Below are 24,178 nucleotides of genomic sequence, written 5' to 3'. Positions count from 1 at the left end.
GTTACGCGGTTTGCGCCAAATGCGCGCCAATCTTGTTCATGATGGCATCGGCACGTTTTACCGCATCGCTAATGTTGACACGAACGATGGTTTTCCCCGCAAAGCGCTCCTCAAACTTGATACCGATATCTTTGGTCAGAATCACCATATCGGCATCTGCCACATCCGCTGCGGTCAGTTCGTTTTCCAGACCAATCGAACCCTGTGTCTCAACTTTTATCTCCCAGCCCCTGGCCTTCGCTGCGTTTTCCAGCGCTTCGGCTGCCATATAGGTGTGTGCAACACCAGAAGGACATGCTGTTACTGCGATAATTTTAGTCATAGCTCATTCCTCACTTAATTCGTTTCAAAATCCAAATCCAGATCGTCTTCATTCTCGTCAACCAGAGACACTTTCTTCCTTGCCAGACTTTTCAGCACGTTAACGCAGACCGCCGTCACCACTGCCCCAACCACGACCGCCGCGATATAACCTAGTTTTCCTTCCACAACGGGCAGAACGATTAAGCCCCCCCAACCGGCATAACACTGTGCGCCAAACAACGCGGCCGTTACTGCACCACAAGTCGAACCGACCATAATGGATGGAATTACGCGCAGTGGGTCAGCAGCAGCAAAAGGAATCGCCCCTTCCGTAACACCAACACACCCCATCACTAATGCGGCTTTACCCGCTTCGCGTTCTTCAGAAGAGAAATTTTTACGGCTCATTAGCGTCGCTAGCCCTAATCCCAGCGGCGGTACACAGATCCCCACAGCCGCTATCGCTACCACGGTATAAACACCCTGCGCTACGCAAATCAGCATGAACGCATAAGCAACCTTGTTAATCGGGCCACCCATATCAAAAGCCAGCATCAGACCCATAATGACCGCTAACATCACGACACTGCCCTGCTGCATTCCCTGCAACCATTGCGTCAAATTGGCGGTTAACGCACCGACCGGTTCACCCAGTCCCCACATCATGATGCCCGCAGTAATAAAGGTGCCGACAATAGGAATAACAAAGATGGGCATTACCGAGCGCAACACCTTATGCACCGGAATCTTCTTCAGATAGTGAACAACAATACCGCCGATGACCCCGGCAATCAGCGCGCCAAAGAATCCAGCGCCAAAGCTGTTGCCCACCCAGGCACCAATCGCACAAGGTGCCAGCGCAGAGCGCTCGGCGATCGAATACCCGATATACGCCGCAAGAAAAGGCACCATTAAGGTCAGCCCGGCGACACCAATATCGAATAGCTTCTTGAGATTGGGATCGGTCACAGCATCCGGTACCGCTCCTTTGCCATACAGCATGACGGAGACCGCCAGTAAAATACCGCCCGCTACGACGAAGGGGATCATATGCGAAACACCTGTCATCAGGTGCTGACGGGTGTTTTTCAGGATCTGCACCAACTCTTTCATAAGTCGCTCCCGGGCTTTTTGAGGCCCATGTCCATAATGTTGTTGCGGAAACAATAGGCAATCCGATGCAGCGCAGACAGTGGATAAAAAGGCCATTTACTGGATTTTTGTAATATCAGTACAAAAATGCGATCCGCCTCATAACTTGCGGAATACCAGGAATTATTAAATGGATTAAGACTTGTGAGGTATATCCCACTTTGAAACTTACATTACATTTGTCCAGTTTTTGACAGATTTGTCACATGGCAGGCCTGGGCATTGCCCTTTTATTCTGTAGTCAGAAATCGTTATGGGAGAGAGGCTATGGCCCTGATTGTGGAATTTACTTGTGAGCTACCCAATGGCGTACATGCCCGTCCGGCAAGCCACATTGAAACGCTGTGCAACAGCTTTATCTCACGCATTGAGTGGCATAATCTTCGCACTGACCGAAAGGGCAACGCCAAAAGCGCGCTGGCGCTAATTGGCACCGACACTCTGGCAGGTGACAACTGTCAACTGCTGATCTCCGGTGCCGATGAGGAGACTGCTCACCAGAGATTGAGTCAGTGGTTACATGATGAATTCCCTCACTGTGATGCCCCGATGGAAGAGGTCAAAAACAGTGAACTGGAACTGCTTCCGACGTCACTAACGAATCTTAATCCTCAGCTTTTTCGAGCCAGGGCAGTCTGCAGCGGCAGTGCAGGCGGCATGCTGACACTTCTCTCTTCACTGGATCTTAACGCGCTCGGCGAACTCCCAACTGCCAACGATGTGGAAGCCGAGCAATCCATGCTCGATAATGGCCTGACGCTGTTGATGAAGAATATTGAGTTCCGCCTGCTCGACAGCGATGGTGCAACCAGTGCAATTCTGGAGGCTCACCGCTCACTGGCCAGTGACACCTCCCTGCGTCAACATTTGCTGACAGGCATTTCTCGTGGTTTAAGCTGCGCCCAGGCGATTGTCGAAAGCGCCAACCATTTCTGTGATGAGTTCACCCGCTCCAGCAGCAGTTATTTACAAGAACGCGCACTGGACGTACGCGACGTCTGCTTCCAACTTCTGCAACAAGTTTATGGCGAACAGCGCTTCCCGGCACCGGGCAAACTCACCCAGCCAGCAATCTGTATGGCTGATGAACTCACACCCAGCCAGTTCCTCGAACTGGATAAAACATTCCTTAAGGGCTTATTGCTAAAAAGCGGTGGCACGACTTCCCATACGGTTATTCTTGCACGCTCATTCAACATTCCCACGCTAGTGGGCGTGGATATTGAAGCCTTAACGCCGTGGCAACAACAAACCGCCTACATCGACGGCAACGCAGGCGCGATCGTCGTCGCACCGACTGAACCCGTTGCCCGCTACTACCAACAGGAAGCCCGCGTACAGGAGGCCTTGCGCAAACAACAGCGTATCTGGCTGACTCAGGAAGCTCGTACTGCAGATGGTATACGTATGGAGGTTGCAGCCAACATTGCTCATTCCGTGGAAGCACAGGCGGCTTTTGGCAACGGTGCAGAAGCCGTTGGCTTGTTCCGTACAGAAATGTTGTATATGGACCGCACCAGCGCTCCCGGTGAAAATGAGCTGTACAACATTTTTTGCCAGGCACTGGAGTCCGCACAAGGACGCAGCATTATTGTGCGGACCATGGACATCGGTGGTGATAAACCCGTTGACTACCTGAATATTCCAGCCGAAGCGAACCCGTTCCTCGGCTATCGCGCAGTCCGTATTTATGAAGAGTACGCTTCGCTGTTTACTACGCAGCTCCGGGCGATACTTCGAGCCTCTGCACACGGCAGCCTGAAAATCATGATCCCAATGATCTCCTCAATGGAAGAGATCCTGTGGGTCAAAGAGAAGCTGGCAGAAGCCAAACAACAGTTGCGTAATGAACATATCCCGTTTGATGAGAAGATTCAGCTCGGCATCATGCTGGAAGTACCATCAATAATGTTTATCATCGATCAGTGTTGCGAAGAAATTGATTTCTTTAGTATTGGTAGCAACGACCTGACCCAGTACCTGCTGGCGGTCGATCGCGACAACGCCAAGGTTACGCGCCACTACAATAGCCTGAATCCAGCTTTCCTGCGCGCTCTGGATTTCGCGGTACAGGCGGTACATCGTCAGGGTAAGTGGATTGGCCTGTGCGGTGAACTTGGCGCAAAAGGATCGGTGTTGCCGCTACTGATTGGCCTGGGATTAGATGAAATCAGCATGAGCGCACCATCCATTCCTGCCGCCAAAGCACGGATGGCGCAACTGGACAGCCGCGCCTGCCGCCAGTTACTGAATCAGGCGATGGCCTGTCGCACCTCGCTGGAAGTGGAGCACTTGCTGGCCCAGTTCCGCATGTCTCAACAGGATGCCCCGCTGGTTACGGCGCAATGTATTACTCTGGATAGCGACTGGCGCAACAAAGAGGAAGTGATCAAAGGAATGACTGACAACCTGCTGCTGGCAAATCGTTGTCGCTACCCGCGCAAGCTGGAAGCCGATCTGTGGGCACGTGAAGCGGTCTTCTCCACTGGATTGGGCTTTAGCTTCGCCATTCCGCACAGCAAGTCTGAACATATTGAACAATCCACGATTAGCGTGGCGCGCCTGACTGCACCTGTACGCTGGGGTGATGAAGATGCACAATTCATCATCATGCTTACGCTCAACAAACACGCCGCCGGTGACCAGCATATGCGTATTTTCTCACGCCTGGCGCGCCGCATTATGCATGAAGAATTCCGCAACGCACTGGTTAACGCGGCATCTGCCGATGCTATTGCCAGCCTGCTGCAACACGAGCTTGAACTTTAAGAGGGTATTTATATGGAACTGTATCTGGATACCGCCAACGTGGCGGAAGTTGAACGTCTGGCCCGCATCTTCCCTATCGCAGGTGTGACCACCAACCCGAGCATTGTGGCGGCAGGTAAAGAGCCCATCTGGGACGTACTGCCACGCCTGCAAAAGGCCATTGGCGAAAATGGCGTTCTGTTTGCCCAGACGATGAGTCGGGATGCGGATGGTATGGTGAAAGAAGCCAAACGCCTGAGCAACGCGGTACCGGGCATCGTGGTGAAAATTCCGGTCACTTCCGAAGGTCTCGCAGCTATCAAACAATTGAAAAAAGAAGGCATTACAACACTCGGCACTGCCGTATACAGCGCGGCGCAGGGACTGCTGGCAGCGCTGGCCGGGGCAAAATATGTCGCACCGTATGTTAACCGTATTGACGCTCAGGGCGGCGACGGTATCCGCACTGTACAGGAGTTGCAAACATTGCTGGAGCTGCATGCACCAAACAGCATGGTGCTGGCAGCCAGTTTTAAAACGCCACGTCAGGCACTGGATTGCTTACTGGCAGGATGTGAGGCAATCACCCTGCCATTAGATGTAGCGCAACAAATGCTCAACACCCCTGCGGTAGAGTCAGCAATAGAGAAGTTTGAGCAGGACTGGAACAACGCATTTGGTCACATCAACCTGTGAAGAGGATTAAAGTATGGATCGCATAATTCAATCACCTGGTAAGTACATCCAGGGGGCAGATGTTATTACCCGTCTTGGCAGCTATCTCAAACCACTGGCAGAACGCTGGCTGGTCGTTGGGGACAAGTTTGTCTTAGGTTTTGCACAACCCGCTGTAGAAAAAAGCTTCCATGATGCCGGTTTATCACTGGAAATCGTGCCATTTGGCGGTGAATGTTCACAAAACGAAATCGACCGCCTGCGCGGTGTGGCTGAACAAGCGAAGTGTGGCGCGGTTCTCGGTATTGGCGGTGGTAAAACGCTGGATACCGCGAAAGCGCTGGCTCACTTTATGGACGTGCCCGTCGCCATTGTGCCAACCATTGCTTCAACCGATGCGCCATGCAGCGCGCTGTCCGTGATTTATACCGATGCTGGCGAATTCGATCGCTATCTGCTGCTGCCCAACAATCCGGACAGGGTTATTGTTGACACCAAAATTGTGGCGGACGCACCGGCGCGTCTGTTAGCTGCGGGTATTGGTGATGCGCTGGCGACCTGGTTTGAAGCACGCGCCTGTTCACGCAGTGGCGCCACCACGATGGCGGGTGGTCAGTGTACTCAGGCTGCGCTGGCGCTGGCTGAACTGTGCTACAACACGCTGATTGAAGAAGGCGAAAAAGCCATGCTTGCCGCCGAGCAGCATGTGGTTACCCCGGCACTGGAACGCGTCGTAGAAGCCAACACCTATCTGAGCGGCGTCGGTTTTGAAAGCGGTGGTCTGGCTGCCGCGCACGCAATCCATAACGGCCTGACGGCAATCCCGGATGCACATCACTACTACCACGGAGAGAAAGTGGCTTTCGGCACGCTAACGCAACTGGTACTGGAAAACGCACCGGTAGAAGAAATTGAAACCGTCGCCGCATTGTGTCATTCCGTTGGTCTGCCGATTACGCTGGCGCAGCTGGACATCAAACAGGATATTCCAGCCAAAATGCGCATAGTGGCACAAGCAGCCTGTGCCGAGGGCGAAACAATTCACAACATGCCTGGCGGTGCGACACCCGATCAGGTTTATGCCGCCCTGCTGGTGGCAGACCAGTACGGTCAGCGTTATCTGCAGGAATGGGAATAAAATCTGACCAAGACTCCCGGCTCACGCCGGGAGTCTTTTTGAATGCCCTTCCTGTCTCTTCATTTTCCATCCGCCTGCGTTTTCCGGCTCACAAGCGCTAACGCCAGTACAATCAGCACAATGCCGCCGCCTTCAATCGGTCCTGGATTTTCACCAAGCAACCACCAGGAAAACAGCACACCGCATACTGGCACCGCCAGCGTACTTAAACTGGCAATGCTCGCAGGAAGATTTTTCAGCACAAATAACCACAGGCTCCAGGCCAGCGCAGTGGCCAGAATGGCGCTATAGGCCAGTGCCCAAAAGACAATAGGTTGCCAGTTAACTTCCGGTTGGGGCACCCACCAGGCAACGACGCTCATGACCAGCGCGGCATACAGCATTTGCCACGCCGTGAGTGAGAGCAAATCAATCCTGGGATGACGAGCGTACATTCGCTTGGCGACAATTGCGCTCGCCCCCCAGCTCACACCGGAAAGGATCGCCAGCAACGCACTTTTCATCGAGGTGAAATCAAGCTGCCACGGTTGCATCACCAGCACCAGTCCAACAGCGGCAATGCCGATTGCCGCATATTGCATACGTCGAAACCGCTCCCCCAGAAACAACGCCGCCAGGATCACCACCCAGAATGGCATGGTATAAGTGAGGATGGCGACCTTTCCCGCCCCGCCGCTGACCAGCGCCCATTGCGCCAGTCCGATCATGCCACAGGTCTGTAACAACGCTATCGCCAGGGTAAATTTAAACGGCGTCGGTCTTAATCCACGACCACGCAAGAGCAAAACAAGAAATAAGACGAGGGTGCCGAAAATACAGCGAAGAGATGTAAAGTCGAACGCGCCAATATAGCTCGTGACTTGCTTCATGAAGATCCAGCTATAACTCCAGATAAGAGTGAGAACGAGAAGACCACTGACAGCCAGTGGGTTGCTCTTTCCTGAGGCAGACATGATAAATCCCGTAGAGTGACGTTTCCTTTATGTACTATACCCTAAATAATTCGAGTTGCAGGAAGGCGGCAAAGGAAGAAATCCCCAGGGGCATAGATAACTATGTGACTGGGGTTTCTGAGTGTAGCCAACACACCGGCAACTTGAAGTATGACCGGTATATACGCCTCAAAAAAAACTTCAGCGACTGCCGGGAAGCAGCCGCTGAAGTGTTAGACGTTGAGATTACAGCAGATCAAAACGGTCCAGATTCATCACTTTCACCCATGCCGCGACAAAGTCCTTCACGAACTTCTCGTGGGCATCGCTGCAAGCATAAACTTCTGCCAGTGCACGCAGTACCGAGTTAGAACCGAATACCAGATCGGCGCGGGTAGCGGTGTATTTCACATCACCGTTCAGGCGGTCGCGCCCTTCAAACAGTTCTAGCGACTCATCCACCGCTTTCCATTCGTTGCGCATATCCAGCAGATTGACGAAGAAATCATTGCTGAGCACTCCAGGACGATCGGTAAAGACGCCATGCTGGCTACCATCAAAGTTGGTTCCCAGCACACGCATACCACCCACCAGCACGGTCATTTCCGGTGCGGTTAACGTCAACTGCTGCGCTTTATCAATCAGCAGCGATTCGGTGGTTGATACGTCAGGACGGGAACGATAGTTACGGAAGCCATCGGCAATCGGCTTCAGCAATTCAAACATCTCAATATCGGTTTGATCCTGACGCGCATCCACGCGGCCTGGAACAAAAGGTACAGTGATACTGACGCCCGCTGCACTTGCTGCCTTCTCCACACCGACAACACCGGCCAGCACGATAATATCGGCCAACGAGGCTGTATGGGCAGATTTATAGATACCTTCCAGCACAGGCAGAACACGTGCAGCAGTGGCATTCACATCCCAACCACGTTGTGGATTCAGCGCCAGGCGAGCACCGTTAGCACCGCCACGTTTGTCACCACCACGGAATGTAGAAGCCGAAGCCCACGCCACCGATACCAGCTCGCCTACGGAAAGTCCGGAAGCCGCGATGGTCGCCTTCAGGTTAAGAATATCTTCTTCGCTTGGGTTGAAGAACGCATGCGGCAGCGGATCCTGCCAAATCAGATCCTCTTGTGGTACTTCCGGTCCAATGTAACGCGCTTTCGGCCCCATATCACGGTGCGTCAGTTTAAACCACGCACGGGCAAAAGCTTCGTTGAACGCCTGCGGATCGTTAAGGAAACGACGAGAGATTTTCTCGAACTCAGGATCAAAACGCAGCGTCAGGTCGGTGACCAGCATCGTCGGCTTACGTTTTTTCGACGGATCAAACGGATCAGGAATGATTTCTGGCGCATCAACCGCTTCAAACTGGATGGCACCGGCCGGGCTGCGAGTTTGTACCCATTCGTATTTGAACAGGTTCTCGAAGAAATAGTTGCTCCACTGGGTTGGTGTTTGCGTCCAAACCACTTCTAGACCAGACGTGATAGCATCTGCGCCCGCACCGCTACCATAGCTGCTGGCCCAGCCTAAACCCTGTGCTTCAATCGGTGCTGACTCTGGGTCGGCCCCGACATGTGACGCAGGTGCTGCACCGTGAGTTTTACCTAACGTATGGCCACCACCGATTAGCGCTACGGTTTCTTCGTCGTTCATCCCCATGTTGCCGAATGTCGCACGAATAGCTGCAGCTGCAGAAAGCGGCTCACCGCTGTGATCCGGACCTTCCGGGTTTACATAGATAAGCCCCATCTCGGTCGCGCCCAATGGCGCTTTTGCCAGCTCTTCAGGGTGGCGGTGAGTCAGCCAGGCTTTCTCATCACCCCAGTTTACGTCAAGATCCGGTTCCCAGACGTCTTCACGACCAGCACCAAAACCGAAGGTACGGAAACCTGAGTTTTCCAGCGCTACGTTACCCGCAAGGATAAACAGATCAGCCCAGGAAATTTTCTGACCATATTTCTGCTTAACTGGCCACAGCAGACGGCGTGCCTTATCAAGACTCACGTTGTCCGGCCAGGAGTTCAGTGGTGCAAAACGCTGCTGTCCACGACCCGCTCCACCGCGTCCATCAATAGAGCGATAGGTACCTGCGCCGTGCCATGCCATGCGGATAAATAAACCGGCATAAGTGCCCCAGTCAGCGGGCCACCACGGTTGAGATTCGGACAGGAGGGCTCTGAGATCCCCTTTCAGGGCAGAATAGTCGAGTTTGCTAAATTCTTTGCGGTAGTTAAAGTCCTCACCCAGTGGGTTCGAACGGTTGGAATGTTGGTTCAGCAGATCTACACGGAGTTGATTAGGCCACCAGTCGCGGTTGCTCGTTCCTGCTCCCGCGCTCTGGTCGTGACCGCCTTGATGAAAAGGACACTTACCGGCAGTTGATGCGTTATGGTTATCGTCGGACATGCTCATCTATATGCTCCCTTTACAGTGTTCTGACTACGATATACACCACCAGAGATAAGATATAGTCGAAATAACCCACAGATTCGATAGCTAATTCCTTTTATATTTTAAGTTACAGAGATGTAGATCAAAATGATCAATAAAAAGCCCTCCGTAGAGGGCTGGGGCATCTGTTTAATTCGGTCTTACACCCAGCGTGTGGCAAATAGCGTAGCTCATTTCCGCACGATTGAGGGTATAGAAGTGGAAATCTTTCACCCCTTCACGACTTAAAATCTTCACCATATCCATGGCGATATTCGCCCCCACCAGCTTACGGGTCTCGGCATCGTCATCCAGGCCATCAAACATTGTCGACATCCACGCCGGAATGCGAACGTTAGTCATGTCAGCAAATTTTTTCGCCTGCTTAAAGTTAGAAACCGGCAGAATGCCCGGGATAATCTCCACATCGATCCCCGCAGACACACAGCGATCGCGAAAACGCAGATAGCTTTCCACATCAAAGAAAAATTGGGTGATCGCGCGGTTCGCTCCGGCATCGACCTTACGCTTCAGGTTGAGCAAATCAGCCTGTGCGCTTTTCGCTTCAGGATGCACTTCCGGATAAGCCGCAACTGAGATATCAAAATCTGCGACATCTTTCAGCAAGGTCACCAGATCAGAAGCGTACATATCCGGCTTACCACCACCTGCCGGCAAATCACCGCGCAGAGCAACAATATGACGAATACCGTTGTTCCAGTAATCCTGAGCAATAGTGCGCAACTCATCACGGGTAGCATCAATACAGGTCAGGTGCGGAGCCGCTTCGAGGCCCGTGCGATCCTTAATTCCCTTAATAATGCTGTGCGTGCGGTCACGCTCACCCGAGTTTGCACCATAGGTGACGGAAACAAACTTAGGTTTCAGACTGCTCAGACGATCGATGGAGTTCCACAGGGTTTGCTCCATTTCACTGGTGCGCGGCGGGAAAAACTCGAACGAAACGTTAATCTGACCCTGCACTTCTGCCAGGCTCTGATTCAGGGCTTCCCGCTGGTTGGCGTGAAAAAAGCTCATACCTTACCTCATCAATCTTTTGTCGTTATATGTTGTGTTGTGAACTGCTATACGTTTAGACGTCTAGATGTAAAAATGACGGAAAAGCGCAGTGACGTCAACTGAAAAATCATTGTGGAAGGTGAGGAATACTCAGCGAAGGTGAAATAAATTCATTCTGGTTTGCTGGCAGAAGAGATTTTATCAACGCCGGGAGCCATTTCAGGCGATCTTCCTGCCCTGGTGATATCACCAGACCAGTGTTGATACGCAAATCACAGCCATTCAGCGGGCAAAAAGTCACGCCCTGACGCTGAATAGCCGCAAAAGAGGCGGGGAGAATACTCAGGCCATCGCCATGCGCAATTCGGGCTAATAAAACATCATGTTCAAGAGGTTCTTCAATACAGGCAGGAGAATAACCTGCGCGTCTGAATATCTGGTGGGTATAGTCGAAAAAGGCCGGATTACGCTCTCTCTTAAACCAGAACAGCGGCCTGTGATTGAGCGTCCTCAGTGACAGCGATTTCTCAGCCGCTTCTGGCCAGGAGGCTGGCAACGCGGCAATCAGCGGCTCATGCCAGGGTAAATCCGTCACCGTAACCCCCGCCGTTTCCAGCGGTAATGCCACCAGCGCAGCATCCAGTTTACCCCGGCGTACCTGCCGCACCAGTTCGGTCGACGCGTGACGTACAATGTGCAGCGTCTCGACACGCTCAACCAAATGCGACTCAAACGATGCAAATATACCTTGCTCAAACGCTGTGCTTAACCCCAGTCGTAGCGCTTGCCCATCCGCTTTCGCCAGTTGGCTCAACGCAAGATAGGTTGTGTCCTGTAGCGTCAGCAGCGGGCGAACCATCTCCAGTACACGCAACCCATCTTCCGTCAGCGAGAGTCCACGGCTATGACGGGTAAAAAGCGTCACCCCCAGGCGAACTTCAAGCTGGCGAATATGGCGACTGAGCGGAGGCTGCGACATAAACAGGCGCTGTGCCGCACGGCTCATGTTGTTCTCTTCCGCTACCACGACGAAATAGCGTAGCAGGCGGATATCCAGAGAATTAAGCGGTTGGGTTGTCATACCGAAAAGGTATCACGAAAACGGTATTATCTATAGAAACGCCCACAACCTATCCTCACGTCATACACCAGACAAACGAGGGATAAACCATGTTTTCAGAACGCTATATTACCGGACAAAAAATGCTGCAACAGGTGGATGGCAAAAGCGGCGACGCAGTGCTGGAAAGCCTGAAAGATATTGCGCCAGATTTCGCCCGCTATCTGCTCGAATTTCCTTTCGGTGATATCTATTCCCGACCGGGACTCGATTTACGCAGTCGGGAAATTGCGACCGTCGCCGCATTAACCGCTCTTGGCAACGCGACGCCACAGTTGAAAGTACACATTGCCGCTGCTCTGCATGTTGGATTAACGCAGGAAGAGATCATTGAGGTGATAATGCAGATGGCTGTATATGCAGGTTTTCCAGCCGCGCTGAATGGCCTTTTCGCTGCAAAAGAGGTCTTTTCAGCTCACGAATAGCGAAGCTGCCCGCCGGATAAGATGCGTTAACATCTTTATCCGGCCTAACAATCACACTGGCCGGATAAACTCAGCGTCATCCGGCAACAAAACTACAGCAGTTGCGCCAGGCGATTGATATCCGACTGAATAGCGCCAGCAGTCACATCTCGACCCGCCCCCGGTCCGCGAATCACCAGCGGGTTATCGCGATACCAGCGACTTTCAATGGCGAACACGTTATCGCACGGCAGTAGCGCCGCCAGCGGATGTTCTGGTCGCACCGCTTCAACACCGACGCGTGCTTTGCCGTTAGCATCAAAACGCGCCACGTAGCGTAGCACCAGCCCCATTTCACGGGCGGCTTCCAGACGCTGTACCATCTGCTCGTTCAGCTCATCGCCATTTTCAAAGAAATGATCAATTGAGCCTTCTTCACAGTGCGCTGGTACCAGGGACTCCACACGAACCTGATCCGGTTCGATATCGTAACCGGCTTCGCGCGCCAGAATCACCAGCTTGCGCATCACATCTTTGCCCGAAAGGTCCACTCGCGGGTCCGGTTCAGTCAACCCCTGCTGCCACGCCTGATCCACCAGATCGGTAAACGGGACAGATCCGTCAAATTGCAGGAACAGCCACGACAGCGTACCGGAGAAGATCCCACTGATCGACAGAATGGTATCACCGCTATCAATCAGATCGCGCACGGTATGGTTGATCGGCAACCCGGCGCCAACGGTGGCGTTATACAACCAATGGCGGCCCGTTTTTTCGAAGGCATCGTGGATTTGGCGATACTTGTTACTGGTGCTCGCGCCTGCCAGTTTATTGGCGCTGATAACGTGAAAACCGTGGCTGGCGAAATCCAGATACTGATCCGCCAGCTGTTCGCTGGCGGTCACGTCCAGCACAACTAAATCATCATACGGGTGGGCGCGCATCCACAGGAACAGCGACTCTTCATCCTGTTCCACTGCTTCGTCATCGAAGAAGGCTAATGCGCGGCTGGCATCCAGCCCTTCATAGTTCAGCAGGCTACGGCGGCTATCCACCACGCCTGCCAGCACAAACTCAAAACCGGTACGTGCAGAAAGCGTGCTTTGTTCACGGGCGAACAGTTCCAGCCAGCGAGAACCAATATTCCCCTTCCCGAACAACACCAGACCAATACGTTTTTCTGCGCGGAAGATAGACTGGTGCAGTCCCTGAATCAGGCTTTCAGTCGGACCGGTACGCAGTACGGCAACCAGACTGATGCCCTCTTCCGACTGCCAAGTAAACTCTACCGGCTGACCTTTCAGTTGCTGCCAGAAACGGTGGCAGTGCAGCGGATTGCGTGTCACGCCAGCCCCAACCATCGCCACCAGCGCCAGCCCCTGACGTAAACGCAGCTCGCCAGGTAAACCGGCCTCATCAAGAATTTTCAGTGCGCCGTCAGCGACTTCTGAGGTGTAGCAAAATTGCAGGAGTTGGCGATCGGGATGCACGCCAACCGCCAGCGGACGCACCTGTGTGCGTTTTAAAATCTGATCGATCTCTTTATACGCCAGCTTAAAGTCCTGACCGCCTGGAACCAGGAATTCAATCAGGCAGACATCGTCATGGCTGGTCACAATACGCGCTCCGGTACCGGAAGCCAGCACGCGTTCAATGCGCGTAGATCCCTGATCCGGCGTATAGCTGCAGCGCAACTGAAGGTCGATATCGCTGCCAGAAACCGGCTGTAAAGTCCGGGCATGCAGAACCGGAGCGGCCAGACGAGCCAGTTCGCTGGCTTCGTCCAGACGCAGCAATGGCAACAGACAGGCATCCTTCACTTTTCGTGGGTCCGCACTGTATACCCCGGCGACATCGCTCCAGATGGTCACCCGGGAAACACCCGCCAGCGCACCGACTTGCGTCGCAGAGTAGTCAGAGCCGTTACGCCCCAGCAATACCGTTTCGCCCGCATTGCTACGACTGATAAAACCGGTCACTACCAGGCGCTTGCCCGGATGCTGAGCCAGCAGTTGTTGTAATAATGGGTAAGAGAGACCTTCATCCACCTGCGGTTGAGCGCCGCGCTCAGCACGCAAAAACTCACGCGCATCCAGCCAGGTCGACTCCAGCCCCTGCTGATTAAGCACGGCAGACATCAGGCGTGCCGACCACACTTCGCCATGCCCTACGACTTCGGCGTAGACCGCATCGTTCACGCCACTGTCGAGCAAACCGGCCAGGCGCTCCAGATCGTTGATAAACGCGCCGATCAACCCATCGGCCACGTCTGGCGGCAATAAGCCGCTAATAAGTTCGCTCTGATAGCGGCGTAACGCCTGCTGAACCTGATGCGCAGAAAGACGATCGGTCTGGCTTAACTTCAGCCAGCTAATCAACTGGTTAGTGGTGCTGCCTGCAGCTGAAACAACCATCATATCGTCAGGCTGCGAGTACTCCGCCATAATACCTGCGACACGCAAATAACATTTCACGTCTGCCAGACTACTACCACCAAATTTGTGCAGTTGACGACCCTTCGCCCCTGCCTGCGCAATCACACTCATGTTTACCCCTTGTTTGCAGCCCGGAAGCCATTTTCCAGGTCGGCAATTAAATCTTCGCCATCTTCAATACCGGTGGAGATACGCAGCAGCGTTTCAGAAATTCCGGCAGCAGCACGCGCTTCTGGTGCCATACCCGCATGTGTCATGGTTGCGGCGTGGGAGATCAGACTTTCAACTCCCCCTAATGATTCCGCCAGCGTAAACAACGACAACCCGCCCAGGAAGCGACGCAGCGTTTGCTCATCACCATCCAGTTCAAAACTCAACATCGCGCCAAAACCTTTTTGTTGGCGCGCGGCAATCTCATGCCCCTGATTATCCGGCAGTGACGGGTGATACAGTTTTTTCACCAGCGGCTGGGTTTGCAAATAGTCCACAATCGCCTGAGCATTACGTTGTGCCACCTCCATACGCGGTGACAAAGTACGCAGGCCACGCAACAGCAGATAGCTATCAAATGCGCCGCCGGTTACGCCAATATTATTCGCCCACCATGCCAGCTCAGTGACCGTTTCAGGATCTTTCGCAATCACTACGCCAGCCACCACATCAGAGTGACCGTTTAAATATTTCGTGCATGAATGCAACACCAGATCGGCGCCCAATGCCAGTGGATTTTGCAGTGCAGGGCTTAAAAAAGTGTTATCCACAACACTCACCGCGCCAGCTTCACGCGCCAGCTGGCAGATTTTCGCAATATCGACCACGCGTAACAGGGGATTACTCGGGCTTTCCACCAGCACTAACTGCGGTTTTTCCGCCAGTGCCGCCTTGAGCGCCTGCTCATTACCCTGATCGACAAACAGGACGCGATAACAACCGCGCTTCGCCAGACTGTCAAACAGACGATAGCTGCCGCCGTAACAGTCGTGTGGCGCCACCAGTAAATCACCAGGCTTCAGGAACACCGTAGTCACCAGATGGATCGCCGACATGCCAGTATTGGTCAGCACTGCACCAGCCCCTCCTTCCAGCTCAGCCAGCGCGCGCTGGACGACATCACGCGTCGGGTTGCCGCGACGTGAATAGTCATGGGCTCGCGGCTCATTAAAACCGGTGAAGTTATAGGTACTGGAAAGGTGAATCGGCGGGACAACGCAACCGTACTGCTCGTCGTCATTTAATCCGCTACGCACTGCGATGGTGGCCTGTTTACGCGTCATATTGAGGAGTTCCTGGCTGAGCCGGTGAAAAGTCAGGCACCAGAGTAATCATTGTTACAATAGCCGTCAATACATCTGGACATCTAAACTTCTTTGCGTATAGATTGAGCAAACTGGAAATAGCCGTTAAAATTATATGCATTAGCGCACATCTGCGATGGCTAACTTCGTGTCAGGGCCTCGCCACTACGATAAACTACGCGCAATGAAATTATGGCTCGGGCTCAGTTTCCGGCCTCAATATAAATGACAAAGAGGATTAGGTATCTCATGGCTGAATGGAGCGGCGAATATATCAGCCCATACGCTGAGCACGGTAAGAAGAGTGAGCAAGTCAAAAAAATTACGGTTTCCATTCCTCTGAAGGTGTTAAAAATCCTTACCGATGAACGCACGCGTCGTCAGGTGAACAACCTGCGCCACGCCACCAACAGCGAACTGCTGTGTGAAGCGTTTCTGCATGCCTTTACCGGGCAACCGTTACCCAACGATGATGATCTGCGTAAAGAACGCAGTGATGAAATTCCTGAAGAGGCGAAGGTAATTATGCGTGAACTGGGGATCGACCCGGAAACGTGGGAATACTAAACGCCGGGTACAAAAAAAGCGCCGTAAGGCGCTTTTTTTTGACAGCAGAAAAACTTATTTGCTGCCCGGGATGCTGAAACGCTTGTTGAAGCGATCAACACGGCCACCGGTAGCAACATCACGCTGCTTGCCAGTATAGAACGGGTGGCACTGACCGCACACGTCCAGGTTCAGATCGTGACCGACGGTAGAGCGGATTTTCATGACGTTACCGCAAGAGCAGTTTGCAGTAATTTCTTCGTATTTCGGGTGAATATCTTTTTTCATGGGGAAACCTCGGTTTAAGGCCGCGTCGCTCTTCCAGCCCTAACGCCAGACACCACGCGATGTTAATAGTATAGGTCAGTGATACAAATTTGTATCAAAGGCGGCGAATCATACAGAAATTAACCTGCTCATGCAAACTGATCCGCATTCCGCTTCTCACTAATGTGTATACTAACCCGCCAGAATTCAAGTCAGGATGATTAAATGCCCGTTGCGCACGTTGCCTTACCCGTCCCGCTACCCCGCACCTTTGACTACCTCTTGCCGGAAGGCATGAACGCCAAAGCCGGGTGTCGCGTACGTGTGCCCTTTGGCAAGCAGCAGGAGCGTGTCGGCATTGTCCTGTCGGTAAGCGAGCAAAGCGAACTGCCGCTGAATGAATTAAAAGCCGTGATTGAGGTACTGGACAGCGAACCGGTCTATTCCTCCTCCGTCTGGCGTTTACTGCTGTGGGCTGCTGATTATTACCACCACCCTATTGGCGACGTGCTGTTTCATGCTTTGCCTATTCTGCTACGCCAGGGCAGACCTGCCACTAACGCGCCAATGTGGTACTGGTTTGCCACCGAAGAAGGTCAAGTTATTGATTTAAACAGCCTGAAGCGCTCCCCCAAACAACAGCAGGCGCTGGCAGCGCTACGCCAGGGAAAAATCTGGCGTGACCAGGTGGCTGAACTCGAATTTAATGACGCCGCATTACAAGCACTGCGTAAAAAAGGTCTCTGCGACCTGGCGAGCGAAACGCCAGGTTTCAGTGACTGGCGCACGCACTACGCCGTTTCCGGTGAGCGGTTACGGCTAAATACCGAACAGGCCACTGCCGTTGGAGCGATTCACAGCGAATCAGACTATTTTAGCGCCTGGCTACTAGCAGGCGTGACGGGTTCTGGCAAAACAGAAGTCTATCTGAGCGTACTGGAAAATATCCTCGCCCAGGGCAAACAGGCGCTGGTGATGGTGCCGGAGATTGGTCTGACACCACAAACCATTGCCCGCTTTCGCGAACGCTTCAATGCTCCGGTAGAAGTATTGCACTCCGGTCTGAATGACAGCGAACGTCTTTCTGCCTGGCTGAAAGCGAAAAATGGTGAAGCGGCGATTGTCATCGGTACGCGTTCATCACTGTTTACACCGTTTAAAAATCTCGGCGTAATTGTCATCGACGAAGAGCATGACAGCTCCTATAAACAGCAGGAAGGCTGGCGCTATCACGCCCGCGATCTGGCGGTTTACCGCGCCCACAGCGAGCAGATCCCTATTATTCTCGGGTCGGCCACTCCGGCGCTGGAAACGCTGTGCAACGTGCGGCAAAAAAAATACCGTATGCTGCGCCTGACGCGCCGCGCCGGAAATGCGCGTCCTGCCATTCAGCACGTACTGGATCTAAAAGGTCAGCAGGTACAGGCCGGACTGGCTCCTGCGCTTATCACCCGCATGCGTCAGCATCTGCAGGCGGATAATCAGGTAATTCTCTTTCTTAATCGCCGGGGATTTGCCCCTGCACTGCTATGCCACGACTGCGGCTGGATTGCCGAATGCCCGCGCTGCGATCACTACTACACGCTGCATCAGGCGCAGCATCATTTGCGCTGCCACCACTGTGACAGTCAGCGTCCCATACCGCGTCAGTGTCCTTCCTGCGGTTCTACGCATATGGTACCGGTCGGACTCGGCACCGAACAGCTTGAACAGGCTTTAGCCCCCTTCTTCCCAGGTGTACCGATTTCGCGTATTGACCGCGATACCACCAGCCGTAAAGGGGCGCTGGAGCAGCATCTGGCAGAAGTGCATCGCGGCGGCGCACGAATTCTTATCGGCACACAAATGCTGGCAAAAGGTCACCACTTCCCGGACGTCACACTGGTGGCATTACTGGATGTGGACGGGGCGCTATTCTCGGCAGATTTTCGTTCAGCAGAGCGCTTCGCCCAGCTTTACACACAGGTATCCGGGCGTGCAGGCCGTGCCGGTAAACAGGGTGAAGTGGTGCTGCAAACGCACCACCCTGAACATCCACTGCTGCAAACCTTGCTGTATAAAGGTTATGACGCCTTTGCCGAACAGGCACTGGCCGAACGCCAAACGCTGCAGCTTCCACCGTGGACCAGCCATGTGATCGTACGGGCAGAAGACCATAACAATCAGCATGCACCGATGTTCCTGCAGCAACTGCGCAATCTGATTCAGGCCAGTCCGCTGGCCGACGACAAACTCTGGGTGCTCGGCCCGGTTCCTGCACTGGCACCCAAGCGTGGCGGCCGTTATCGCTGGCAAATTTTGTTGCAACATCCGTCACGCATTCGACTGCAACATATCGTTAGCGGGACACTGGCGTTAATCAATACGCTGCCTGATGCACGCAAGGTCAAATGGGTGTTGGATGTCGATCCCATTGAGGGATAGCCCCCTCATGATGCGAGGCGGATCGTAAAATTAAATATCCATCACACTTTTTATGAAAATTCTGTAACTGCTTCTATTCACTATCTGATAAAAATATTTCAAATGAAGGTTACCCAGGGACAGGTCTGCGCCAGCAGCTCTCTGGCGAGGAGAAAGAGTGAAACCGAATAAGCAGGTCGCTGCCGCTACGATGAAAGATGTTGCCCTGAAGGCGAAAGTCTCCACGGCAACCGTCTCCCGTGCATTAATGAACCCGGACAAAGTCTCTCAGTCCACCCGTAGCCGGGTTGAGCAGGCCGCGCTGGAAGTGGGATATCTCCCCCAATCGATGGGGCGCAACGTTAAGCGCAATGAATCACGTACCATTCTGGTGATTGTTCCGGATATTTGCGACCCGTTCTTTAGTGAAATTATCCGGGGCATTGAGGTCACCGCCGCAGAGCAGGGTTACCTGGTGCTGATCGGTGATTGCGCGCACCAGAACCAGGAGGAAAAGACTTTTCTTAACCTCATTATCACCAAGCAGATCGATGGCATGGTACTGCTTAGCTCACGTCTGCCGTTTGATGCCAGCGTGGAAGAGCAACGCAATTTGCCACCGATGGTGATGTCCAACGAATTCGCGCCAGAGCTGGAGCTCCCCACCGTTCATATTGATAACCTCACCGCTGCGTTTAATGCGATGAACTATCTGCTTGAACTGGGTCATCAGCGTATTGGCTGTATCGCCGGGCCAGAGGATATGCCACTGTGTCACTACCGCCTGCAAGGTTACGTTCAGGCGTTGCGCCGCAGCGGGATTACGGTCGATCCACATTTTATCGCGCGCGGTAATTTTACCTATGAAGCAGGTGCAAACGCACTGAAACAGCTGCTTGAGCTACCACAGCCGCCTACCGCTGTTTTCTGTCACAGCGATGTCATGGCGCTGGGCGCACTCTCATATGCCAAACGTCAGGGCTTAAAAGTACCTGACGATTTATCCATTATTGGCTTTGATAACATTTCACTCACAGAATTTTGTGATCCACCCCTGACAACCGTTGCACAGCCGCGTTTCGATATCGGACGTGAAGCTATGCTGTTACTGCTCGATCAATTACAAGGGCATAACGTCAGTAGTGGCTCACGTTTACTGGACTGTGAGCTTATTATTCGGGGCTCTACGCGGGCATTGACTTAAAGTAAAGTGCTTTCGGACTCCCCTGTCTGGTCAAAGGCCCGCCGCTTAAGTAACATGGCGGGCTGACGAACGAATAAATACAGCGAAACGATAGTGGCACAACGAGATTATGTACGTCGCGGCCAACCGGCACCTTCGCGGCGCAAAAAGAGCACTTCACGGAAAAAGCAACGCAATACGTCAGCGGTATCCCCCGCGATGGTCGCTATTGCGGCAGCCGTACTTGTGACCTTTATCGGTGGTCTGTACTTCATTACGCATCACAAGAAAGAAGAGTCCGAAACGCTGCAAAGCCAGAAAGTCACCGGTAATGGGATCCCACCGAAACCGGAAGAACGCTGGCGATACATCAAAGAGCTGGAAAGCCGCCAGCCGGGCGTGCGTGCGCCAACCGAACCTTCTGCTGGCGGTGAAGTGCTTAACGCCGATCAGCTTACCAATGAGCAGCGTCAGCTCCTGGCGCAAATGCAGGCTGATATGCGTCAGCAGCCCACGCAGCTCAATGAGGTACCGTGGAACGAACAAACGCCTGAACAACGCCAGCAAACACTGCAGCGCCAGCGTCAGGTGCAGCAACAGCAGTGGACCAACGCACAGCAACAGGCTCAGCAGCCGCGTACGCGGGTAACGGAACAACCTTACCAGCAACAGCAACAAACGCGTACGGTACAAGCTGCGCCGGTACAACAGCCGCGTCAAACGCAGCCAAAACCGGCGGCCCAACAGCCGTACCAGGATCTGTTGCAGACGCCAGCGCATACCACAGCTGCTCAGCCGAAAACGCAACCAGCCGCGCCGATTACGCATGAAACAGAAGCGCCAAAACAGACGGCAGAGAAAAAAGATGAACGTCGCTGGATGGTTCAGTGTGGATCATTTAAAGGGGCTGAGCAGGCAGAAACTGTGCGTGCACAGTTGGCCTTTGAGGGCTTCAATTCCCGCATAACCACCAACAACGGCTGGAATCGCGTGGTCATTGGCCCGCTCAAAGGCAAAGAAAATGCCGACAACACTATCAGTCGTCTGAAAGTGGCTGGCCACACAAACTGCATTCGACTCGCTACCGGGGGTTGAAACCCCCAAAATCCCCCCCATCTATACTTGCATTACGCCCCGTACACTGTGCGGGGCCTGTATTCTGCATTTGTAACCAAGGGGTCTGCTCGTGACAACAATAGTAAGCGTACGCCGTAACGGCCATGTGGTAATCGCCGGTGATGGTCAGGCCACACTGGGTAACACCGTAATGAAAGGCAACGTGAAAAAAGTCCGCCGTCTGTACAACGACAAAGTCATTGCGGGCTTTGCGGGCGGCACTGCGGATGCATTCACGCTGTTTGAATTGTTTGAACGCAAACTGGAAATGCATCAGGGTCATCTGGTGAAAGCTGCCGTTGAACTGGCGAAAGACTGGCGAACCGATCGTATGCTGCGCAAACTCGAAGCATTGTTGGCCGTTGCAGATGAAACTGCATCGCTCATCATCACGGGTAATGGCGATGTCATCCAGCCAGAAAACGATCTGATTGCCATCGGCTCCGGCGGTCCCTACGCCCAGGCTGCAGCACGCGCTCTGCTGGAAAACACCGAGCTTGGCGCACGCGAGATTGCTGAGAAAGCGTTGGATATTGCAGGGGATATCTGCATTTATACCAACCACTTCCATACCATCGAAGAATTGAACTCCAAAGCGTAAGGATCCCCCATGTCTGAAATGACCCCACGCGAAATTGTCAGCGAACTGAACAAACACATTATCGGCCAGGATAACGCCAAGCGTTCCGTGGCGATTGCCCTGCGTAACCGCTGGCGCCGTATGCAGCTCGACGAAGAGCTGCGCCATGAAGTCACGCCAAAAAACATTCTGATGATTGGTCCAACCGGTGTCGGTAAAACCGAAATTGCCCGCCGTCTGGCAAAACTGGCCAACGCGCCGTTCATCAAAGTTGAAGCAACGAAATTCACCGAAGTCGGCTATGTTGGTAAAGAAGTTGACTCCATCATCCGCGATTTAACCGACGCAGCCATTAAAATGGTTCGCGTTCAGGCTATCGAGAAAAACCGCTTCCGTGCAGAAGAAATGGCGGAAGAACGTATTCTCGATGTGCTGATTCCTCCAGCCAAAAATAACTGGGGACAGTCAGAACAGCCGCAGGAACCTTCCGCTGCACGTCAGGCGTTCCGTAAAAAACTGCGTGAAGGCCAACTGGACGATAAAGAGATTGAGATTGATCTCGCTGCTGCACCGATGGGCGTAGAAATCATGGCGCCTCCGGGAATGGAAGAGATGACCAGCCAGTTGCAGTCCATGTTCCAGAACTTAGGCGGCCAGAAACAAAAACCGCGTAAGCTGAAAATTAAAGATGCGATGAAGCTGCTGATTGAAGAAGAAGCGGCGAAACTGGTCAACCCGGAAGAGCTGAAACAGGAAGCTATCGACGCCGTTGAACAACACGGGATCGTGTTTATCGACGAAATCGACAAAATCTGTAAGCGCGGTGAATCTTCTGGTCCGGATGTGTCCCGTGAAGGCGTACAGCGCGACCTGCTGCCGCTGGTTGAAGGCTGCACCGTCTCCACCAAGCACGGCATGGTGAAAACCGATCACATACTGTTTATCGCCTCCGGCGCGTTCCAGGTGGCGAAACCGTCTGACCTGATCCCAGAACTGCAGGGTCGTCTGCCAATCCGCGTCGAGCTACAGGCGCTGACCACCAGCGATTTCGAGCGTATTCTGACTGAACCGAATGCCTCTATCACCGTGCAGTACAAAGCGCTGATGGCGACCGAAGGCGTGAATATCGACTTCACTGAATCAGGTATTAAACGTATTGCCGAAGCGGCCTGGCAGGTCAACGAAACCACCGAAAACATCGGTGCACGTCGTCTGCATACCGTTCTCGAGCGTCTGATGGAAGATATTTCCTATGATGCGAGCGATTTGAACGGCCAAAGCATCACAATTGATGCCGAATATGTGAGCAAACATCTGGATGCGCTGGTCGCAGATGAAGATCTGAGCCGTTTTATCCTATAATCGCGTTCAATGCATTTTCATCACTGTTGATGGGGCTGATAAAGCCCCATTTTTATTGGCGCTAAATATGACTGAACAACAACAAATTAGCCGCTCACAAGCCTGGCTGGAAAGTTTACGACCTAAGACCTTACCGCTCGCCTTCGCGGCGATCATCGTCGGTACGGCATTAGCATGGTGGCAAGGGTATTTCGATCCGCTGGTTGCTCTGCTGGCATTAATCACGGCAGGACTGCTGCAAATTCTGTCCAACCTTGCGAACGACTATGGCGATGCTGTCAAAGGCAGCGACAAGCCCGACCGCATAGGGCCGTTACGTGGAATGCAAAAAGGGGTCATCACGCAGCAGGAAATGAAGCGCGCGTTGATTATCACCGTGGTCTTAATCTGCTTGTCCGGTCTGGCGCTGGTAGCAGTGGCCTGCCACACGCTGACTGATTTTGTCGGCTTTTTGATACTCGGCGGCCTGTCGATTATCGCAGCTATCACTTATACCGTAGGTAATCGTCCTTACGGCTATATTGGCCTGGGCGATATTTCCGTGCTGGTCTTCTTCGGCTGGCTCAGCGTTATGGGGAGCTGGTATCTGCAGGCGCATACGCTTATTCCCGCGTTGATTTTGCCGGCAACGGCCTGCGGTCTGCTGGCAACCGCCGTGCTCAATATCAATAACCTGCGCGATATCAACAGCGACAGAGAAAATGGCAAAAACACGCTTGTTGTACGTTTAGGCGCCGTCAATGCCCGTCGTTACCATGCCTGCCTGCTGATGGGTACGCTGGTTTGCCTGGCACTGTTTAACCTGTTCTCGCTGCAAAGTTTGTGGGGATGGCTGTTTATTCTGGCCGCTCCGTTGCTGATCAAACAGGCAAGATATGTGATGCATGAGATGGATCCTACAGCGATGCGCCCAATGCTGGAACGCACCGTGAAAGCTGCGCTATTAACTAACTTACTGTTTGTTGTTGGGATTTTCTTAAGTCAGTGGTCCCTTTAACTGACAAATATCAATTAACAATTGATGATTTTGCCAACAGTACACATAGCGCGATAT

General features: G+C 53.1%; 20 protein-coding genes. 11 read left to right on the top strand and 9 right to left on the bottom strand.

The annotated features are described in order from the left end of the window. Position 1: 1 nt before the first annotated feature. Both AACS05_RS24620 and AACS05_RS24615 read right to left on the bottom strand, forming a co-directional pair. Positions 2–322 carry a PTS fructose-like transporter subunit IIB gene (locus tag AACS05_RS24620; RefSeq protein ID WP_045449349.1) on the bottom strand — a complete coding sequence of 107 codons (321 nt, stop codon included), beginning with the start codon at positions 320–322 and terminating at the stop codon, positions 2–4. Between the two features lie 14 nt (positions 323–336). Continuing rightward, entirely contained in the window at positions 337–1,416 is a 1,080-nt protein-coding gene (locus AACS05_RS24615; RefSeq protein WP_045449347.1) for a PTS fructose transporter subunit EIIC, read from the bottom strand. A 306-nt stretch (positions 1,417–1,722) separates the two neighbouring features. Between AACS05_RS24615 and ptsP the strand changes: the two genes are divergently transcribed. Genes ptsP through gldA form a run of 3 tightly spaced genes read left to right on the top strand, consistent with a single transcriptional unit; the run spans position 1,723 to position 6,016 of the window. Further along, positions 1,723–4,224 (top strand): phosphoenolpyruvate--protein phosphotransferase, encoded by a 2,502-nt coding sequence (gene ptsP, locus AACS05_RS24610; protein ID WP_045449344.1) that lies wholly within the window; start codon positions 1,723–1,725, stop codon positions 4,222–4,224. Between the two features lie 12 nt (positions 4,225–4,236). Next, positions 4,237–4,899, top strand: a complete 663-nt coding sequence (gene fsa / locus AACS05_RS24605) for a fructose-6-phosphate aldolase (RefSeq protein WP_045449343.1) — start codon at positions 4,237–4,239, stop codon at positions 4,897–4,899. A gap of 13 nt (positions 4,900–4,912) precedes the next feature. Then, complete coding sequence (gldA, locus tag AACS05_RS24600) at positions 4,913–6,016, top strand: bifunctional L-1,2-propanediol dehydrogenase/glycerol dehydrogenase (protein WP_045449341.1); 1,104 nt, start codon at positions 4,913–4,915, stop codon at positions 6,014–6,016. A gap of 59 nt (positions 6,017–6,075) precedes the next feature. On the opposite strand, the gene AACS05_RS24595 is transcribed toward gldA, so the two are convergent. The 4 genes from AACS05_RS24595 to AACS05_RS24580 form a co-directional block, all read right to left on the bottom strand. Beyond that, the gene (locus AACS05_RS24595; RefSeq protein ID WP_045449339.1) at positions 6,076–6,969 is read right to left on the bottom strand and encodes a DMT family transporter; all 894 of its coding nucleotides are present in this window, start codon (positions 6,967–6,969) and stop codon (positions 6,076–6,078) included. A 225-nt stretch (positions 6,970–7,194) separates the two neighbouring features. Beyond that, positions 7,195–9,375 (bottom strand): catalase/peroxidase HPI, encoded by a 2,181-nt coding sequence (gene katG, locus AACS05_RS24590; protein ID WP_045449337.1) that lies wholly within the window; start codon positions 9,373–9,375, stop codon positions 7,195–7,197. A gap of 168 nt (positions 9,376–9,543) precedes the next feature. Beyond that, positions 9,544–10,431, bottom strand: coding sequence for a methylenetetrahydrofolate reductase (gene metF / locus AACS05_RS24585; RefSeq protein WP_045449335.1), 888 nt, complete (start codon positions 10,429–10,431; stop codon positions 9,544–9,546). Between the two features lie 109 nt (positions 10,432–10,540). Continuing rightward, positions 10,541–11,494 carry a LysR family transcriptional regulator gene (locus AACS05_RS24580; protein ID WP_045449333.1) on the bottom strand — a complete coding sequence of 318 codons (954 nt, stop codon included), beginning with the start codon at positions 11,492–11,494 and terminating at the stop codon, positions 10,541–10,543. Positions 11,495–11,583: 89 nt separating this feature from the next. Here AACS05_RS24580 and AACS05_RS24575 point away from each other — a divergent pair, with 89 nt between their 5' ends. Next, positions 11,584–11,958 (top strand): carboxymuconolactone decarboxylase family protein, encoded by a 375-nt coding sequence (locus AACS05_RS24575; protein WP_045449331.1) that lies wholly within the window; start codon positions 11,584–11,586, stop codon positions 11,956–11,958. Positions 11,959–12,050: 92 nt separating this feature from the next. On the opposite strand, the gene metL is transcribed toward AACS05_RS24575, so the two are convergent. Together metL and metB are read right to left on the bottom strand one after the other, a co-directional pair. After that, on the bottom strand, positions 12,051–14,483 hold the full coding sequence (metL, locus tag AACS05_RS24570; protein ID WP_045449329.1) for a bifunctional aspartate kinase/homoserine dehydrogenase II: 2,433 nt from the start codon (positions 14,481–14,483) through the stop codon (positions 12,051–12,053). Positions 14,484–14,485: 2 nt separating this feature from the next. Further along, a complete protein-coding gene (metB, locus tag AACS05_RS24565) occupies positions 14,486–15,646 on the bottom strand; it encodes a cystathionine gamma-synthase (RefSeq protein WP_045449327.1) in 1,161 nt (386 codons plus the stop codon). A gap of 270 nt (positions 15,647–15,916) precedes the next feature. Between metB and metJ the strand changes: the two genes are divergently transcribed. Continuing rightward, positions 15,917–16,234: a met regulon transcriptional regulator MetJ gene (metJ, locus tag AACS05_RS24560; RefSeq protein WP_003862042.1), complete on the top strand. Its 318-nt coding sequence runs from the start codon at positions 15,917–15,919 to the stop codon at positions 16,232–16,234. 54 nt (positions 16,235–16,288) lie between these two features. Here the strand turns inward: metJ and rpmE are convergent, their stop codons facing one another. Then, positions 16,289–16,501 carry a 50S ribosomal protein L31 gene (gene rpmE / locus AACS05_RS24555; protein ID WP_008787040.1) on the bottom strand — a complete coding sequence of 71 codons (213 nt, stop codon included), beginning with the start codon at positions 16,499–16,501 and terminating at the stop codon, positions 16,289–16,291. 204 nt (positions 16,502–16,705) lie between these two features. Here rpmE and priA point away from each other — a divergent pair, with 204 nt between their 5' ends. The 6 genes from priA to menA all read left to right on the top strand — a co-directional run bounded on the left by priA (position 16,706) and on the right by menA (position 24,121). Continuing rightward, positions 16,706–18,904, top strand: a complete 2,199-nt coding sequence (gene priA / locus AACS05_RS24550; protein WP_045449323.1) for a primosomal protein N' — start codon at positions 16,706–16,708, stop codon at positions 18,902–18,904. A gap of 157 nt (positions 18,905–19,061) precedes the next feature. Beyond that, positions 19,062–20,087 carry a DNA-binding transcriptional regulator CytR gene (cytR, locus tag AACS05_RS24545; RefSeq protein WP_045449321.1) on the top strand — a complete coding sequence of 342 codons (1,026 nt, stop codon included), beginning with the start codon at positions 19,062–19,064 and terminating at the stop codon, positions 20,085–20,087. A 93-nt stretch (positions 20,088–20,180) separates the two neighbouring features. Beyond that, positions 20,181–21,161 (top strand): cell division protein FtsN, encoded by a 981-nt coding sequence (ftsN, locus tag AACS05_RS24540; protein ID WP_071829066.1) that lies wholly within the window; start codon positions 20,181–20,183, stop codon positions 21,159–21,161. Between the two features lie 91 nt (positions 21,162–21,252). Continuing rightward, positions 21,253–21,783, top strand: a complete 531-nt coding sequence (hslV, locus tag AACS05_RS24535) for an ATP-dependent protease subunit HslV (RefSeq protein WP_003028805.1) — start codon at positions 21,253–21,255, stop codon at positions 21,781–21,783. Positions 21,784–21,792: 9 nt separating this feature from the next. Beyond that, complete coding sequence (gene hslU, locus AACS05_RS24530) at positions 21,793–23,124, top strand: HslU--HslV peptidase ATPase subunit (protein ID WP_045449318.1); 1,332 nt, start codon at positions 21,793–21,795, stop codon at positions 23,122–23,124. Between the two features lie 67 nt (positions 23,125–23,191). Next, on the top strand, positions 23,192–24,121 hold the full coding sequence (menA, locus tag AACS05_RS24525; protein WP_045449316.1) for a 1,4-dihydroxy-2-naphthoate polyprenyltransferase: 930 nt from the start codon (positions 23,192–23,194) through the stop codon (positions 24,119–24,121). Positions 24,122–24,178 lie beyond the last annotated feature (57 nt).

The organism is Citrobacter sp. S-77, assembly GCF_963864895.1.
Taxonomy (GTDB): Bacteria; Pseudomonadota; Gammaproteobacteria; order Enterobacterales; family Enterobacteriaceae; genus Citrobacter; species Citrobacter murliniae.
This window is presented reverse-complemented; position numbering and strand designations above follow the sequence as displayed.

What these genes read in the sequence shown, in the direction of transcription:
- AACS05_RS24620 (WP_045449349.1), bottom strand. Translation starts at nt 322, where the DNA reads ATGACTAAAATTATCGCAGTAACAGCATGTCCTTCTGGTGTTGCACAC.
- AACS05_RS24615 (WP_045449347.1), bottom strand. Translation starts at nt 1,416, where the DNA reads ATGAAAGAGTTGGTGCAGATCCTGAAAAACACCCGTCAGCACCTGATG.
- ptsP (WP_045449344.1), top strand. Translation starts at nt 1,723, where the DNA reads ATGGCCCTGATTGTGGAATTTACTTGTGAGCTACCCAATGGCGTACAT.
- fsa (WP_045449343.1), top strand. Translation starts at nt 4,237, where the DNA reads ATGGAACTGTATCTGGATACCGCCAACGTGGCGGAAGTTGAACGTCTG.
- gldA (WP_045449341.1), top strand. Translation starts at nt 4,913, where the DNA reads ATGGATCGCATAATTCAATCACCTGGTAAGTACATCCAGGGGGCAGAT.
- AACS05_RS24595 (WP_045449339.1), bottom strand. Translation starts at nt 6,969, where the DNA reads ATGTCTGCCTCAGGAAAGAGCAACCCACTGGCTGTCAGTGGTCTTCTC.
- katG (WP_045449337.1), bottom strand. Translation starts at nt 9,375, where the DNA reads ATGAGCATGTCCGACGATAACCATAACGCATCAACTGCCGGTAAGTGT.
- metF (WP_045449335.1), bottom strand. Translation starts at nt 10,431, where the DNA reads ATGAGCTTTTTTCACGCCAACCAGCGGGAAGCCCTGAATCAGAGCCTG.
- AACS05_RS24580 (WP_045449333.1), bottom strand. Translation starts at nt 11,494, where the DNA reads ATGACAACCCAACCGCTTAATTCTCTGGATATCCGCCTGCTACGCTAT.
- AACS05_RS24575 (WP_045449331.1), top strand. Translation starts at nt 11,584, where the DNA reads ATGTTTTCAGAACGCTATATTACCGGACAAAAAATGCTGCAACAGGTG.
- metL (WP_045449329.1), bottom strand. Translation starts at nt 14,483, where the DNA reads ATGAGTGTGATTGCGCAGGCAGGGGCGAAGGGTCGTCAACTGCACAAA.
- metB (WP_045449327.1), bottom strand. Translation starts at nt 15,646, where the DNA reads ATGACGCGTAAACAGGCCACCATCGCAGTGCGTAGCGGATTAAATGAC.
- metJ (WP_003862042.1), top strand. Translation starts at nt 15,917, where the DNA reads ATGGCTGAATGGAGCGGCGAATATATCAGCCCATACGCTGAGCACGGT.
- rpmE (WP_008787040.1), bottom strand. Translation starts at nt 16,501, where the DNA reads ATGAAAAAAGATATTCACCCGAAATACGAAGAAATTACTGCAAACTGC.
- priA (WP_045449323.1), top strand. Translation starts at nt 16,706, where the DNA reads ATGCCCGTTGCGCACGTTGCCTTACCCGTCCCGCTACCCCGCACCTTT.
- hslU (WP_045449318.1), top strand. Translation starts at nt 21,793, where the DNA reads ATGTCTGAAATGACCCCACGCGAAATTGTCAGCGAACTGAACAAACAC.
- menA (WP_045449316.1), top strand. Translation starts at nt 23,192, where the DNA reads ATGACTGAACAACAACAAATTAGCCGCTCACAAGCCTGGCTGGAAAGT.